11 protein-coding genes are annotated in these 14,802 nt (G+C 58.4%); 5 read left to right on the forward strand and 6 right to left on the reverse strand.

Annotated elements, in window-relative coordinates; translation table 11 throughout:
- Positions 1 to 3 precede the first annotated feature (3 nt).
- Positions 4 to 1,401: a class II fumarate hydratase gene (gene fumC, locus AABB92_RS05820; protein ID WP_046288337.1), complete on the reverse strand. Its 1,398-nt coding sequence runs from the start codon at positions 1,399 to 1,401 to the stop codon at positions 4 to 6.
- A 200-nt stretch (positions 1,402 to 1,601) separates the two neighbouring features.
- Here fumC and manA point away from each other — a divergent pair, with 200 nt between their 5' ends.
- Positions 1,602 to 2,777 carry a mannose-6-phosphate isomerase gene (gene manA / locus AABB92_RS05825; protein WP_031377619.1) on the forward strand — a complete coding sequence of 392 codons (1,176 nt, stop codon included), beginning with the start codon at positions 1,602 to 1,604 and terminating at the stop codon, positions 2,775 to 2,777.
- Between the two features lie 134 nt (positions 2,778 to 2,911).
- Complete coding sequence (locus tag AABB92_RS05830; RefSeq protein ID WP_031377618.1) at positions 2,912 to 4,411, forward strand: YdgA family protein; 1,500 nt, start codon at positions 2,912 to 2,914, stop codon at positions 4,409 to 4,411.
- 55 nt (positions 4,412 to 4,466) lie between these two features.
- On the opposite strand, the gene malI is transcribed toward AABB92_RS05830, so the two are convergent.
- Positions 4,467 to 5,492 carry a Mal regulon transcriptional regulator MalI gene (gene malI / locus AABB92_RS05835; protein WP_031377617.1) on the reverse strand — a complete coding sequence of 342 codons (1,026 nt, stop codon included), beginning with the start codon at positions 5,490 to 5,492 and terminating at the stop codon, positions 4,467 to 4,469.
- 173 nt (positions 5,493 to 5,665) lie between these two features.
- On the opposite strand from malI, the gene malX reads away from it, so the two are divergent.
- The 3 genes from malX (at position 5,666) to add (ending at position 9,583) form a co-directional block, all read left to right on the forward strand.
- Positions 5,666 to 7,255, forward strand: coding sequence for a maltose/glucose-specific PTS transporter subunit IIBC (gene malX / locus AABB92_RS05840; protein WP_031377616.1), 1,590 nt, complete (start codon positions 5,666 to 5,668; stop codon positions 7,253 to 7,255).
- A gap of 16 nt (positions 7,256 to 7,271) precedes the next feature.
- Positions 7,272 to 8,444 (forward strand): MalY/PatB family protein, encoded by a 1,173-nt coding sequence (locus tag AABB92_RS05845; RefSeq protein ID WP_046288338.1) that lies wholly within the window; start codon positions 7,272 to 7,274, stop codon positions 8,442 to 8,444.
- Positions 8,445 to 8,587: 143 nt separating this feature from the next.
- Positions 8,588 to 9,583 carry an adenosine deaminase gene (gene add / locus AABB92_RS05850; RefSeq protein WP_031377615.1) on the forward strand — a complete coding sequence of 332 codons (996 nt, stop codon included), beginning with the start codon at positions 8,588 to 8,590 and terminating at the stop codon, positions 9,581 to 9,583.
- A gap of 373 nt (positions 9,584 to 9,956) precedes the next feature.
- Here the strand turns inward: add and AABB92_RS05855 are convergent, their stop codons facing one another.
- The 4 genes from AABB92_RS05855 to araG all read right to left on the reverse strand — a co-directional run bounded on the left by AABB92_RS05855 (position 9,957) and on the right by araG (position 14,744).
- Positions 9,957 to 11,003: an oxidoreductase gene (locus AABB92_RS05855; protein WP_031377614.1), complete on the reverse strand. Its 1,047-nt coding sequence runs from the start codon at positions 11,001 to 11,003 to the stop codon at positions 9,957 to 9,959.
- A 226-nt stretch (positions 11,004 to 11,229) separates the two neighbouring features.
- Entirely contained in the window at positions 11,230 to 12,147 is a 918-nt protein-coding gene (araC, locus tag AABB92_RS05860; RefSeq protein WP_046288339.1) for an arabinose operon transcriptional regulator AraC, read from the reverse strand.
- A 77-nt stretch (positions 12,148 to 12,224) separates the two neighbouring features.
- Positions 12,225 to 13,211, reverse strand: a complete 987-nt coding sequence (gene araH / locus AABB92_RS05865; RefSeq protein ID WP_031377613.1) for an L-arabinose ABC transporter permease AraH — start codon at positions 13,209 to 13,211, stop codon at positions 12,225 to 12,227.
- Between the two features lie 12 nt (positions 13,212 to 13,223).
- On the reverse strand, positions 13,224 to 14,744 hold the full coding sequence (gene araG, locus AABB92_RS05870) for an L-arabinose ABC transporter ATP-binding protein AraG (protein ID WP_031377612.1): 1,521 nt from the start codon (positions 14,742 to 14,744) through the stop codon (positions 13,224 to 13,226).
- Positions 14,745 to 14,802 lie beyond the last annotated feature (58 nt).

Raw genomic sequence — 14,802 nt, forward strand, 5'->3', positions numbered from 1 at the left:
GGCTTACGACTTCATGCTGCCAACCATCTCTTCCGGACGCACCCAGGCATCAAACTGCTCTTCGGTCAGATAGCCCAGCTTCAGCGCCGCGCCTTTCAGCGTCAGCCCCTCTTTATGGGCTTTCTTGGCGATTTCGGCCGCTTTGTCATAACCGATATGGGTATTCAGCGCCGTCACCAGCATCAGTGACTCATTCAGCAGCTGTTCGATACGCTCGCGAACCGGCTCAATGCCAATCGCGCAGTGATGATTGAAGCTATCCATACCGTCCGCCAGCAGACGAATCGACTGCAGGAAGTTATGGATCACCATCGGACGGAACACGTTCAGCTCAAAGTTGCCGGACGCGCCGCCCATATTGATTGCCACGTCATTGCCCATCACCTGACAGCAGAGCATGGTCATCGCTTCGCACTGGGTCGGGTTGACTTTACCTGGCATGATCGAGCTGCCTGGTTCGTTTTCCGGAATGGCGATTTCACCAATGCCGCAGCGCGGACCGGAGGAGAGCCAGCGCACGTCATTAGCGATTTTCATCAGCGAGGCCGCCAGCCCTTTCAGCGCACCGTGGGCATGAACCAGCGCATCACAGGTTGCCAGCGCTTCAAACTTATTCGGCGCGGTGACAAACGGTTGCTGAGTCAGATCGGCCAGCGCTTTCGCCACCCGGACAGCATACTCCGGATGGGTGTTCAGGCCGGTGCCGACGGCAGTGCCGCCCAGCGCCAGTTCCGCCACGTGCGGAATGCTCTGCTCGATGTGCTTCAGGTTATGTTCGAGCATCGCCACCCAGCCGGAAATCTCCTGGCCGAGCGTCAGCGGCGTGGCGTCCTGCAGGTGAGTACGGCCAATTTTGACGATATCTTTGAACGCCTCTGACTTCTCGCTCAGGGTCTTTTTTAATACCTGAATCTGCGGGATCAGCTGCTCACGCAGGGCGATGACCGCGGCCACGTGCATCGCGGTCGGGAAGACGTCATTCGAACTCTGACTCTTGTTAACATCATCATTCGGATGGACCAGGCGCGACATGCCACGCTCTCCGCCCAGAATCTCGCTGGCGCGGTTGGCCAGCACTTCATTCATGTTCATGTTGGTCTGGGTGCCGGACCCGGTCTGCCAGATGGCTAACGGGAACTCGTCGCTGTGCTTATCGGCCAGCACCTCGTCCGCCGCGTTAATGATCGCTTCGGCGCGCTCGGCCGGCAGCAGCCCCAGGTCGCGGTTAACGGCGGCAGCGGCGCGTTTGGTCAGCGCCAGCGCGTGAACCAGCGCGGTCGGCATTTTTTCGGTTGAGATGCGGAAGTGTTCCAGCGAGCGCTGCGTTTGCGCGCCCCACAGTTTATCAGCCGGTACATCAATGGGGCCCATTGAATCTTTCTCAATGCGGTTGGCTGCCATGAATACGTCTCCTTCGCTCTGTTTGAAGTGAATGCCCGCCCAACGCATCGTCCTGTGGGCGACATTCGGGCGGGCAAGATAATGACATACAATAATTTAACATTATGAGAGCTTAGCGTCCTTTTGCACTTGATATGTATTTTCCCTGGCACTTTCTGCTTTAATAGCGCCAATAACATCCCGTGATGAAGGGTTATATAATGCAAAAAATGAACAATTCGCTGCAGAATTACGCGTGGGGTAGCAAAACAGCCTTAACCGAACTGTATGGCATTGCGAATCCGCAAGGGTTACCGATGGCCGAGCTGTGGATGGGGGCGCACCCGAAGAGTCCGTCTACCGTTGACGACCAGGGGAGTTCGCGCTCGCTGCGCGAGGTGATTGACGCCAACCCGACCGCCACCCTGGGCGATGCGGTGGCACAACGCTTCGGTGAACTGCCTTTCCTGTTCAAAGTGCTGTGCGCCGATCAGCCGCTGTCGATTCAGGTTCATCCCAGCAAAAGCGCCGCTGAAGCCGGTTTTGCGCGTGAGAATGCCGCCGGCATTCCGCTGGGCGCCGCCGAACGCAACTATAAAGATGCCAACCATAAACCCGAGCTGGTCTATGCCCTGACGCCCTTCCAGGCGATGAACGGTTTCCGCCCCCTGACCGAAATGGTTTCGCTGCTTGAGCCGGTTGCCGGTGCGCATCCGCAGATTGCCCATTTCCTGCAGCATCCCGATCGGGATAATCTGGCGACCCTGTTTTCTACCCTGCTGTCGCTCGACGGCGAGGCCAAATCGCTGGCGCTTGGGGTACTGAAATCGGTGCTCGGTCACCAGCAGGGCGAACCCTGGCAGACCATTAGCGTAATCGCTGCCGACTACCCGGACGACAGCGGCCTGTTTTCACCGCTGCTGCTCAACGTGATTACCCTGCAGCCGGGCGAAGCGATGTTCCTCTATGCTGAAACGCCGCACGCCTACCTGAAAGGCGTGGCGCTGGAAGTGATGGCGAACTCCGATAACGTGCTGCGGGCCGGCTTAACGCCGAAATATATCGATATCCCGGAACTGATGGCCAACCTCAAATTTGACGAGAAGCCCGCCAGCGCGCTGCTGACGCAGCCGGAGCAGCATGGCAGCACCCTGCGTTTTCCGATTCCGGTCGACGATTTCGCCTTTGCGATCCATACCCTGAGTGCGCAACCGCAGGCGCTGGATCAGCAGAGCGCGGCGCTGTTGTTCTGCATCGAAGGACAGGCGGTGGTGGCAAAAGACCAGCAGCAGCTGACGCTGCAACCGGGCGAATCCTGTTTTGTTGCCGCCAGCGAAGCCCCGGTTACGGTGGCCGGAACCGGCCGGCTGGCGCGGGTATTTAACGAGTTAGGGTGATGCGGCTGACGGACCTGCGGTTAACTGCTATTATTTCAACCTATTAGCTTTTAAAACGCCTGCGGGCGTTTTTTCTTCAGTCGTCGGGTCAAACCTGCGGCGTAAGCGGACTCAAGGATAAGGACGAATCAGCAATGAAAAAGACCAACGTTGCCGTGGGCGTGATTATCGCGCTGGGCGTAATCTGGACCGGCGCGGCATGGTTCACCGGCAAGCAGCTCGAAAAACACATGGACCAGCTGGTGCAGAACGCCAATACCCAGCTGAATGCTTACGCCCCGAACAGCCGACTGAAGATCAGCTACCAGGACTATCAGCGCGGCGTCTTCAGCAGCAAAGCCAACCTGGTGATTCAGGCCAGCTCGCAGACGGAAGATAACGCCCTGCTGAAGCCGGGTCAGAGCGTGATCCTGAACGAAACCATCGATCACGGCCCGTTCCCGTTTGCGCAGCTGAAGCACTTCAATCTGATCCCGAGCATGGCCTCGGTGCACAGCGAACTGGCCAACACCGATGCGGTGAAGAAGCTGTTTGAACTGACGCAAAATAAATCGCTGATCAATGCCGATACCCGCATTGGCTACAGCGGCGCAACCGATACCGCGCTGCGTATTCTGCCGATCGACTATCAGAATGCACAAACCGGCGAGCGTCTGGCGACCAATGGCGGCACGCTTAACGTCAGCGCCGACAATAAAGGCGATAAAGTCTCGCTGGAAAGTGACGTTGATAGCCTGGCGCTAACCAGCAAAAATGAGATGGGTCAGCCGGTGCTGTTCACCGTCAATGGCCTGAAGCTCAACGGCAATACCCATCTGAGTCCGGAAGGCGTGCGGGTCGGCGATCAGTCGATCGATGTTGAGAAGGTCAACGCCAGCATTAACGGTCAGGATGCCCTGACGCTGCACAAGATGAAGGGCTCCTCTTCGTTCGATAACAGTGCCGGTAAGATCGGCGGCAACATTGATTACAAAGTCGACAGCGTTCAGCTGCAGAAACAGGACTTTGGTCAGGCGGCACTGAAGATGAAGCTGTCGCAGTTCGATGCGCAGGCGGTAAAAGCCTTCTCCGATCGCTACAACGCCCAGATGCAGGATCTCACCAGCCAGAAAGGCCTGGCGGACGATCCGATTCGCTACCAGGCGGGCGTCAACGCTATCCTGATGAGCAACCTGCCGGTTCTGCTGAAAGGATCGCCGTCGATCAGCATCGCCCCGCTGAGCTGGAAGAATGATAAAGGTGAAAGCACCTTTAATCTGACGGCGAATTTTAACGATCCCGCTACCGTGACCGGCGAACCGCAAACGCTGAACGCCATGGTTGACCGGGTGCTGAAAACGCTGGATGCGAAACTGATCATCAACATGCCGATGGCGACCGAAACCATGCACAAAGTGGGTCTGGCGGAAGGTTATCAGGCAGATGATGCACAGAAGCTGGCCGATCAGCAGGTTAAAGGTCTGGCGGCGATGGGACAGATGTTCCGTCTGACCCAGCAGCAGGATAACAACATCGTCACCAGCCTGCAGTACGCTAACGGCCAGGTGAATATGAACGGCGACAAGATGACGCTGGAGCAGTTTATGTCACGCTACATGCTGGGTATGCCGACCAGCGAAGGCATGCCGCAGTAACGGCTGAGCGGTGATAACAAGGCGACGCCAGGGTTAATGCTGGCGTCGCCTTTTTTTATGCTGAGCCGCGAATAATCAGCTGCGGCGGCATAATCACATTCTGCCGTGCGGCATCCGGTTGCGCCAGACGTTGCAGGATGCGTTCTGCCGCCACGCGGCCAATCTCGCGCGCCGAACTGGTGACAACCGTCAGCGGCGGATCGGTCAGCTCAGCCTGCGGTTCATCGCCAAACCCCATCAGCGCCAGCTGTTGTCCATAGTAGCTGTCGACCGCGCCGCGGGCGAACGTCCGGCCGGTGCGCAGCAGACCAAAATAGCAGCCCAGCGCCGTGCTGGCATTGTAGGCCAGTATCGCCGTCAGCCGGGGATGCTGTTGCAGCAGCTGGACCGCCGCCTCGGCTGCTTCTTTTTGCGTATTGCCGCACTCAATAATCCACTCGGGCCGGAACGGCAAACCATATTGCAGCAGCGTGGCGCAATAGCCGCCAAGACGTTCTGCCCGGGTTAACGATGCGCTATGGCCGCCCAGCCAGGCGATGCGCTGATGACCCTGGCGGATCAGATATTCGGTGGCTAGACGCGCGGCCTGGGCGTTATCCGGTCGGATCGCATCCACCTCTTCCAGGCTGCTGGCACGTGCGGCGCAGACCAGCGCAATGTTCAGCTCACGGGCGCGGGCCACTATTTTGTCGGCCTTATCCGCCCCGCCGCCCAGCACCACGCCATCAACCCCCTGCGCCACCAGCGACTCGAAGCAGCGCTCCAGCTGCTGGCCCTGGCGGCCGCTCTGGGTGAGAAACAACAATTTGCCCTGCTTTTCCAGCGCGTCACTGAGTCCGGCGGTCATTTCCGCGTAAAACGGCTGGCTGAGATCGCGGACGATCAGTCCTATCACTCCGCTTTCACCGCCGCGCAGCATGGTCGCCGAGCGGTTGCGCACAAAGCCCAGTTGCTCAATGGTCTGGTTAACCCGCGCCATGGTTTCAGCAGAAATCCGCCCTTTGCCGGAGAGCACCAGAGAGACGGTGGTGACCGAAACGCCTGCAGCGGCGGCCACATCATGGATGGTAATTCTGCTCATGCCGTTACTTGCCCGAATAAAAACGCCGGAAGAGGATAAAACGTTACACCTTAAAGCCGAAAAATAATATCAGCCCTGGCCGGAAGAGTGTGATTCAGCGCGCACATCAATCTGATAAAACGTTTTATCATCTGCTCACTTTATCACTGTGACTAACTGCCGCCGGAGCCATCATGCCCGCACCTCAACAAAAAATGTCTGTCTGGGAGTTTTTCCAGAGCCTGGGGAAAACCTTTATGCTGCCGGTTGCCCTGCTCTCATTCTGCGGCATCATGCTGGGTATCGGCAGTTCGCTGAGCAGCCATGATGTCCTGACGCTGTTACCGATGCTGGATCAGCCGTGGCTGCAGTATCTGTTTTTGTGGATGGCGAAACTCGGCTCCTTCGCCTTTAGTTATTTACCGGTGATGTTTGCCGTGGCGATCCCGCTCGGCATGGCGCGTGAAAACAAAGGCGTGGCGGCATTTGCCGGCTTTGTTGGCTATGCAGTGCTCAACCTCAGCATCAACTTCTGGCTCAATATCAATGGCATTCTGCCTACCACCGATGCCGCAGTGCTGAAAGCCAACAACGTCCAGTCGATACTCGGTATCCCGTCGATTGATACCGGCATTCTGGGTGCGGTGATTGTCGGCATTGTGGTGTTCTGGCTGCATGAGCGCTTTCATAACATCCGGCTGCCCGATGCGCTGGCTTTCTTTGGTGGTACCCGCTTTGTGCCGATCATTACCACGCTGGTGATCGGCGTGCTGGGACTGGTGGTCCCGTTGATCTGGCCTTTCTTTGCTCGCGGCATTACCGGACTCGGCTGGATGATCAACAGCGCGGGCGATTTCGGTCCGATGATCTTTGGCACCGGTGAGCGTTTACTGCTGCCGTTTGGCCTGCAGCATATTCTGGTGGCGATCATGCGCTTTACCGATGCCGGCGGCACGCTTGAGGTGTGCGGCAAAAGCGTCAGCGGCGCCCTGACCATCTTCCAGGCACAGCTGGCCTGTCCGGAGACTCATGGTTTTGCCGAAAGCGCCACCCGCTTCCTGTCGCAGGGCAAAATGCCGGCCTTCCTGGGTGGCCTGCCTGGCGCTGCGCTGGCTATCTATCACTGCGCCCGCCCGGAAAACCGCCATAAAATTAAAGGATTACTGATTTCCGGTGTGGTGGCCTGTGTGGTTGGCGGCACCACCGAACCGATTGAGTTCCTGTTTTTATTCGTCGCGCCGTTCCTCTATCTGATCCATGCGCTGTTAACCGGCGTCGGCTTTAGCCTGATGGCGATACTGGGCGTGACCATCGGCAACACCGACGGTAACGTTATCGACTTCGTGGTGTTTGGCGTGCTGCACGGCCTGTCGACCAAATGGTATTGGGTACCGGTGGTGGCTGCGATCTGGTTTGCCGGTTACTACCTGATCTTTCGTTTTGCCATCCTGCACTTCAATATCAAAACGCCGGGCCGTGAAGTCGAAAGTGCCAGCGCGCTGGCACAGCAGGTCAGCAATGCCGGTAAAGGCAAGTCGGGCTACAACTCACCGGCCATTCTGGCGGCGCTGGGCGGGGTGGAAAATATCACCTCACTGGATAACTGCCTGACGCGTCTGCGTCTGACCATCGCCGATATGAGCAAGGTCAACGATGCGGCGCTGAAAGCCAACGGCGCGATTGGCGTGGTGCACCTTAATAAGAGCAGCCTGCAGGTGGTGATCGGGCCACAGGTGCAGTCGGTGAAAGACGAACTGTCGACGCTGATGAACGTCACCGCTTAACGAACCGGGAGCCGCAATGTTTAATTTTGATGAGGTTATCGATCGCCGTGGCAGCTGGTCTACCCAGTGGGATTTTGTGGCCGATCGCTTTGGCGTGCCCGATCTGCTGCCGTTCACTATCTCCGATATGGATTTCAAAACCGCGCCGGTAGTGCTTGAAGCGCTGCGTCAGCGCCTCGATCACGGCGTATTCGGCTACAGCCGCTGGCAGCATGATGCGTTTCTGTCGGCCTGCTGCCACTGGATGGACAGCCGGTTCGGCTATCAGCCGTCGCCCGATACGCTGGTATATGGGCCGTCGGTGATCTACATGGTGGCGCAGATGATCCGGCACTGGAGCGAGGTGGGCGATGAAGTGCTGATCCACACGCCGGCCTACGATGCGTTTTACAAAACCGTGTACGGCAACCAGCGGCAGGTGCTGGAAATGCCGTTGCAGCGGGTGGGCCCGGAGTGGCACTGTGATATGACGGCGCTGGCGGCGAAGCTGGCGCGTCCGCGCTGCAAAATCCTGCTGCTGTGCAGCCCGCACAATCCCACTGGTAAAGTCTGGACGGCAGCCGAACTGCAGCAGATGGCTGAACTCTGCGAGCGTCACCACGTTAGGGTGATCAGTGATGAGATCCATATGGATATGATGGTCGGCGATCGGCCACATACGCCGTGGGCCCGCGTGGCGCGTGGCGACTGGGCGCTGTTTACCTCAGCATCGAAAAGCTTCAACCTGCCGGGGCTGACCGGCGCCTGGGGCATTATTCCGCAGCCAGACGATCGGGCGGCCTGGTTTCAGGCGCTTAAAAACGCCGACGGACTCTCCTCACCGGCGGTGCTCGCGGTTGCCGCACACATTGCCGCTTACCGGCACGGTGCGCCGTGGCTTGACGCGCTGCGTGACTATCTGAGAGGTAACCTGATCCTGGTGGCCGACCGCCTTAACGCCGCCTTTCCGTCGCTTAACTGGCAGCCGCCTCAGGCGACCTATCTCGCCTGGATCGATCTTAATCCGCTCGGCATCGCCGAACAGACGCTGCAGCAGGCGCTGATCCAGCAACGCGTGGCGATCATGCCCGGCTCAACCTACGGCAGTGCTGGCCAGGGTTTCCTGCGCCTCAACGTAGGCTGTCCGCGCAGTAAGGTCGAAGATGGCGTCAGCCGGCTGATTGCCGCGATTCACGCCTCGTCCGCCTGAAGCCAGGCCATTTGTCGGCGATCACCGGCCGGTTATGGGTAATTAAACAGCATCCGGGCCGGTTGTTGCGCAAATAGCTGGCGCTGTTGCGCAAGATATTTTTATAATGTTATGCACTTTAGTCACCACTGAGCGAGTGCACCATGATCGATACCACCATTCCTCTTACCGATATTCATCGCCATCTCGACGGCAACATCCGTGCACAAACCATTCTTGATTTAGGTCGCCAGTTTAATCTTGCCCTGCCCGCCACCACGCTGGAGGCCCTGCGTCCGCATGTGCAGGTCGGCGACAATGAGCCTGACCTGGTGAGCTTCCTGCAAAAACTCGACTGGGGCGTGAAGGTGCTGGGCGACCTCGATGCCTGCCGCCGTATTGCGCTGGAAAACGTTGAAGATGCGGCCCGCGCTGGCATTCACTATGCGGAACTGCGCTTCTCACCTGGCTATATGGCGATGACCCATCATCTGCCGATTGCCGGCGTGGTCGAAGCGGTGATTGATGGCGTCAGAGCCGGTTGCCAGCAGCACAATATCGACGTGCGCCTGATTGGCATCATGAGCCGGACCTTCGGTGAAGAGGCCTGCCTGGCCGAGCTGGATGGCCTGCTGGCGCATCGCGATCACATCACCGCCGTCGATCTGGCCGGCGATGAGCTGGGCTTCCCCGGCAGCGAGTTCCTCAGCCACTTTACCCAGGCACGCGATGCCGGTTTCCGGGTGACGGTGCATGCCGGTGAAGCCGCCGGGCCGGAGAGCATCTGGCAGGCGATTCGTGAGCTGGGTGCCGAGCGTATCGGCCACGGCGTCAAGGCGATTGAAGATCGGGCGCTGATGGATTTCCTCGCAGAGCACCACATCGGGATTGAATCCTGCCTGACCTCCAACATTCAGACCAGCACCGTGGCGTCACTCGCGCAGCATCCGCTGAAGGCCTTCCTTGAGCACGGCATTCTGGCAACACTGAATACTGATGACCCGGCGGTTCAGGGCATTGAACTGGCGCATGAGTATCACCATGCCGCACCGGCAGCCGGCCTGAGCCCGGCGCAAATTCGTCAGGCGCAGCAAAATGGTCTGACCATCGCGTTTCTTAGCGACGCCGAGAAAGCCGCGGTCCGCGCCCGCGTGCAGTAAGACGGTAGCTTTAAAGCAAAAAAACGGGCCGGTTATCCGGCCCGTTTTTATGGTGACGCGCGAAAGGACAAGTGGCTTTAAGACCGAGCCTGCGCAGGGAACAGGGTCAGATCGGAAAGACGCAAAAGCCGCCATCCCTGGCACGCTCGGCTCACGCCATTACGCACCTCAACCCTGAGGTGCGCCCGTAGCAGGCCAACGCTTTGCGTTGTTCAAAAACGCTCCCGGTGTTGTTGTCCATGGCTGGGACGCTTTCCTCTTCTGACCCCTGTTCCCTGAGCGTTGAGCAAATTTATTGCTGCCGGACTTACCCGTTCTTGAACTTGTCAGCTCTCTTACAGCAATATTAAGCAGCCAATATTGCTCTCACCGATCAGACGCGCTTCAGCGACAGCGTCTGCCGTTTCTCAGCCGATTGCAGTCCGAGCTCAATCAGCTCCATCACCTGAATCGCCTCTTCTGCCGTCACCGGGTTACTGCCGCGACCGGCAATCGCATCACGAATGCCCGCATAGTAAGCCGGATAGTTACCTGGCTGCGTCAGCTGGCTGGTTTCGGTCAGTGAATCGCCGTCGACCAGCGTCAGGGTGCCGTCACGCATGTCGTAACCCCAGTCTTCCTGCGGCGGGAAATCACCGGACTTCAGGCGATCTTCCTGCGGATCGAGACCATATTTAACGTAGCTGCCGCGGGTGCCGTGCACGGTGTAACGCGGCGACTCGGCGGCCACCAGCATGCTGGCGTGCAGCACCACGCGGCGCTGTGGATAGGTCAGGGTCGCGTGGAAGTAGTCGGTGGTTTGCGCGCCAGGCCGCATCTCGGCCAGATCGACGTTAATCGCCACCGGCGGGCCAAACAGCTGCAGGGCCTGATCCAGCAGATGCGGTCCCAGGTCATACCAGATACCGCTGCCGGCGCCTTTCATTTCACGCCAGCGCTGACGCACTTCCAGCCGGAAGCGGTCGAAATGCGACTCGAAGTAGCGGACTTCTCCCAGCGTACCGGCGTCGATCAGCGATTTCAGCGTCAGGAAATCACTGTCCCAGCGACGGTTATGGAACACCGATAACAGCAGCCCTTTCGCTTTGGCTAAGGCATCCAGCTCGCGCGCCTGTGACAACGTCACGGTAAACGGCTTATCGACTACCACATGTTTACCGGCGTTCAGCGCCGCTTTCGCCAGCGGAAAGTGGGTATCGTTGGGGGTAGGAATAACAATCAATTGCAGAGACGGGTCGTCCAGCAGTGCCTGAGGATCAGCCACTACCTGAACCGCAGGCCAGTCGGCGTGGACTTTGCTGGCATCGCTACTGGAAATAGCGGCCAGTTCAACGTCCGGGGTGCCCGCAATCAGCGGGGCGTGAAACGTTTTGCTGGCAAAACCGTAACCGATCAGGCCAACACGCAGTTTATCGCTCATTTTAATCCCTCTTAGAGCCTATCCCGCTAGGCGTAATTATTGCAGACAGTCTGGACCCGGACAGCGCGGAGTAACCGGAGCGTACAGCGGGTTCGTCAGGATTGTGAGCCCTGTTCAGGTACAGACTGACAAATAAAATAGCCTACCGGGATAGGCTCTTAGTTGCTAACCTGATTGATTTAAGACTATTAACCAGGCCAGGACAAGGAGGAATTTCCCGAAAAAACTAAGAGATAGCACTCTGTGTCATCGGCCAGGCGGTTTGTGCCGCCAGGTTGTCGTGCGCGTCCTGATTGCGGCGACGGAAGTCACTCGGGCTGACGCCGACCCGCTTACGGAACACCCGGGAAAAGTAGAGCTGGTCGTCGTAGCCGACTTCGCGCCCGACGGTAGCAATCGGTTCCTGAGTGGTTTGCAGCAGCAGTTTAGCGCGAATCACCCGCTGATCTTCGCGCCAGCGCAGCAGGTTAACGCCCATCTGTTCGCGGAACAGGTGTGCCAGCCGCGACGGTGACAGGCAGACATGACGCGCCACCTCTTCAATTTTCACTTCGCTGGCCAGATGATTGGTGACGTACTGACAGGCTTCAATCACCCGCGGATCGCGGATCAGCTGATGACTGCGCGGATCCTCTTCCACTGCCCGCAGCAGCAAGCGCTCCAGCAGGTTCATCGCCAGCTCTTCCGCAAAGCGGCGGCCGGAGTTATGGGTCTGTTCGATACTGGCAAACAGCCGATCAAATTCGCCGCGCAGCGATTCCGGCAACAGCAGACGGCCGACGCCCTCCTGCTCATCCTGCCAGCGCAGCCAGTCGTGCCAGTAGGCGCGCGGCCGGAAATAGACCCAGCGATGAAACCACTGTGGGCTGTCAGGCGCGCGGCCATAGTAGTGGGCGGTTTTAGGCTGAAACAGCAGCATTTCGCCCGGCTCGCAGTCAAAGGCCCGCTCGCCATCGAATACCCGCCCTTTGCCTTTAATGGTGAGATTGAGAATGTAACCCTTCATGCCGTGCGGACGATCGATAAAAAAGTCCAGCGGACCGTCGGCGGTAATCGGCGTCAGCCCCGCCACCAGCCAGGCATTGAACGAATAGCCCGGCAGTAAGGGATTTTGCTGCTCGGCCGGTAATTCACGGTGATACATAGCGTCCTCACTCAGTCTGTCATTGATCGGATCACCCGCGGACGCCTGATGCGTCCGCGGGTTAACTGCTCGCCAAATCAGGCTTTATGCTTTTGTTTGTAGCGGTCAAATATCACCGCTGCTAACAGTATCAGACCGCGCACCACATACTGTGAGAATGGCGAGATATTCAATAAATTCATCGCATTCTCAACGGTTCCCAGAATCAGCACCCCGGCAACTACATAGGAGATTTTACCGATACCGCCCTTCAGTGAGACGCCGCCCAGCACGCAGGCGGAGATCACCACCAGCTCATAACCCAGCGAGGTCATCGGCTGACCACTGGTCATGCGTGAAGCCAGAATGATGCCCGCAGCGGCCGAGACCAGGCCGGACAGAATAAAGATAATGATCCGGGTCCGCACCACCGGCACCCCGGCCAGTCGTGCCGCTTCTTCATTACCGCCAATCGCCAGCGTATTACGGCCAAAGGTGGTTTTGTTCAGCAGAAAGCCGAAGATCAGCATGGTGGCGATGGTCAGCCAGATGGGCGCAGGGACGCCCAGCCAGTTGGCAAACCCGAGCGCGAAGAAGCGTTCATCTTCGATACCAACGGCTTTACCGTCGGAGAAGATGTAGGCCAGACCGCGCACGATCTGCATGGTCGCCAGGGTGGTGATCAACGCATTGATCTTCAGCCGGGCGATGACAAAGCCGTTGATAAAGCCGGTGAGCATACCGAGCACCAGACCGGCTGCCACGCCAATCCACAGGCTTTCGGTCATGTTGATCACTACCGCCGTGACCACGCCGGCACAGGCGATGACCGAGGCGACCGACAGGTCAAAATCACCGGACGCCAGGCAGAACAGCATGCCGCAGGCGACCATGCCGGACATCGACATCGCCAGCCCGAGGCCTTTCATATTGATAAATGAGCCGAAGTTCGGCACAAATACCGCACAGGCAATAAACAGCAGCGCAAACACCACCAGCATGCCGAAATTGTCCCAGATGCGACCAAACTGCAGGCCGCTGCGTGACGCTGGCGGCGGCGTATTTGAGGTCGTGGATGAAGCCATGTTGATCTCCTGTCAGGCCACGGCGGCCGCTTGTGTGGTTTTTGGCATTGCCAGGCTCAGCGTTTGCTGCTCCGTGGCGTCGTCGTGCAGCACTTCACCGGCAATCGCCCCTTCACGCATCACCACGATGCGATCGGCAAGGCCCATCACTTCCGGCAGGTCGCTGGAGGCGAACAGTACCGCGATACCGTCGTTGGCCAGCTGGTAAATCAGGTTATAGATTTCGTGTTTCGCCCCGACATCAATGCCGCGCGTCGGCTCATCCAGCAGGATCACCTTCATCTCTTCGGATAACCAGCGGCCGAGAATCGCCTTCTGCTGGTTACCGCCGGAGAGGTTCATGATCAGCTGTTCTGCCCCAGGCGTTTTGATGTTAAGCGAGCGGATATGGCTGTCGGCGTTGCGGCTTTCCCAGTCGTTTTTGATCAGGCAACCCGCGGTAAGGTTGTGACGCCGGGCGCTGATGTTGATGTTATCGCGCACCGAGTGCACCGGAATGATGCCTTCAGCTTTACGATCTTCCGGACACAGCATAATGCCGGCGCGGATAGCGTCGATCGGTTCGCGCAGCGTCAGCGGTTCGCCATCCAGCAACACCCGGCCGCCGCGCAGGCGCGTGCCGCCGAACAGCCCTTTCAGCAGTTCGCTGCGTCCGGCGCCGACCAGGCCAAACAACCCAACGATCTCGCCAGCGTGGACCTTGAGCGAAATCGGCGTTCGCACCCCCTTCGCTTCCACCTGGTCCAGCTCAAGGCGCACCGCGCCTTTTTCACGCGGCGAATAACCGTAGATATCACCGAGGTTGCGGCCCACCATCGCCTGCACCAGATCGTCATGATGGGTGTTAGCCATGTCGGTAAAGGTGCGGACATAGCGGCCATCTTTGAACACCGTGATGGCGTCGCTGAGGGCAAAAATCTCTTCCATCCGGTGTGACACGTACAGCACCACCCGGCCCTCCTCACGGAGCTGACGGATGACGCGGAACAGGTTGTCGATTTCACGCGCCGACAGCGAACTGGTCGGTTCATCAAAGGCGATAATGCGCGCGTTACGCGCCAGCGCTTTGGCAATCTCCACCATCTGCCACTGACCGAGCGACAGGTACTTCAGCGGCATATCCGGGTCGATATCCATGCCGAGATTTTTCAGTTGCAGACCGGCCTCGTAGCGCATCAGCTTACGATTGACCAGGCCATGCTTGTGCGGAATCTGGCCGAGATAGATGTTCTCCGCCACGCTCATTTCCGGCACCAGGTGCAGTTCCTGGTAAATAATCGCCACCCCGGCATCCAGCGCATCGGTGGTGTGCTGGAAGTTTACCGGCTGGCCTTTGATCCGAATCTCGCCGCCGCTCGGCTGGTAGCTGCCGCTGAGAATTTTCAGCAGCGTCGATTTGCCTGCGCCGTTCTCGCCCATTAAGGCGTGGACTTCACCGCTGCGGCAGTCGAAAGAGATATCCTGCAGCGCTTTCACGCCAGGAAAGGTTTTACTGATGCCATGAAACGACAGAAATGCTGAATCAGTGTTCATGATTATCCTCACTATTTCGCGCCGCTTACCCGCACCGGGTGTTAATGCCCGGCGGCAG

Source organism: Pantoea brenneri, from assembly GCF_038594305.1.
GTDB classification, from domain to species: domain Bacteria; phylum Pseudomonadota; class Gammaproteobacteria; order Enterobacterales; family Enterobacteriaceae; genus Pantoea; species Pantoea brenneri.

Bases quoted from the DNA above. Each gene is read 5' to 3' on its own strand.
- araC (WP_046288339.1), bottom strand. From the start codon at position 12,147: ATGTATCACCGTGAATTACCGGCCGAGCAGCAAAATCCCTTACTGCCG.
- add (WP_031377615.1), top strand. From the start codon at position 8,588: ATGATCGATACCACCATTCCTCTTACCGATATTCATCGCCATCTCGAC.
- AABB92_RS05830 (WP_031377618.1), top strand. From the start codon at position 2,912: ATGAAAAAGACCAACGTTGCCGTGGGCGTGATTATCGCGCTGGGCGTA.
- malX (WP_031377616.1), top strand. From the start codon at position 5,666: ATGCCCGCACCTCAACAAAAAATGTCTGTCTGGGAGTTTTTCCAGAGC.
- manA (WP_031377619.1), top strand. From the start codon at position 1,602: ATGCAAAAAATGAACAATTCGCTGCAGAATTACGCGTGGGGTAGCAAA.
- malI (WP_031377617.1), bottom strand. From the start codon at position 5,492: ATGAGCAGAATTACCATCCATGATGTGGCCGCCGCTGCAGGCGTTTCG.
- araH (WP_031377613.1), bottom strand. From the start codon at position 13,211: ATGGCTTCATCCACGACCTCAAATACGCCGCCGCCAGCGTCACGCAGC.
- AABB92_RS05855 (WP_031377614.1), bottom strand. From the start codon at position 11,003: ATGAGCGATAAACTGCGTGTTGGCCTGATCGGTTACGGTTTTGCCAGC.
- araG (WP_031377612.1), bottom strand. From the start codon at position 14,744: ATGAACACTGATTCAGCATTTCTGTCGTTTCATGGCATCAGTAAAACC.
- fumC (WP_046288337.1), bottom strand. From the start codon at position 1,401: ATGGCAGCCAACCGCATTGAGAAAGATTCAATGGGCCCCATTGATGTA.
- AABB92_RS05845 (WP_046288338.1), top strand. From the start codon at position 7,272: ATGTTTAATTTTGATGAGGTTATCGATCGCCGTGGCAGCTGGTCTACC.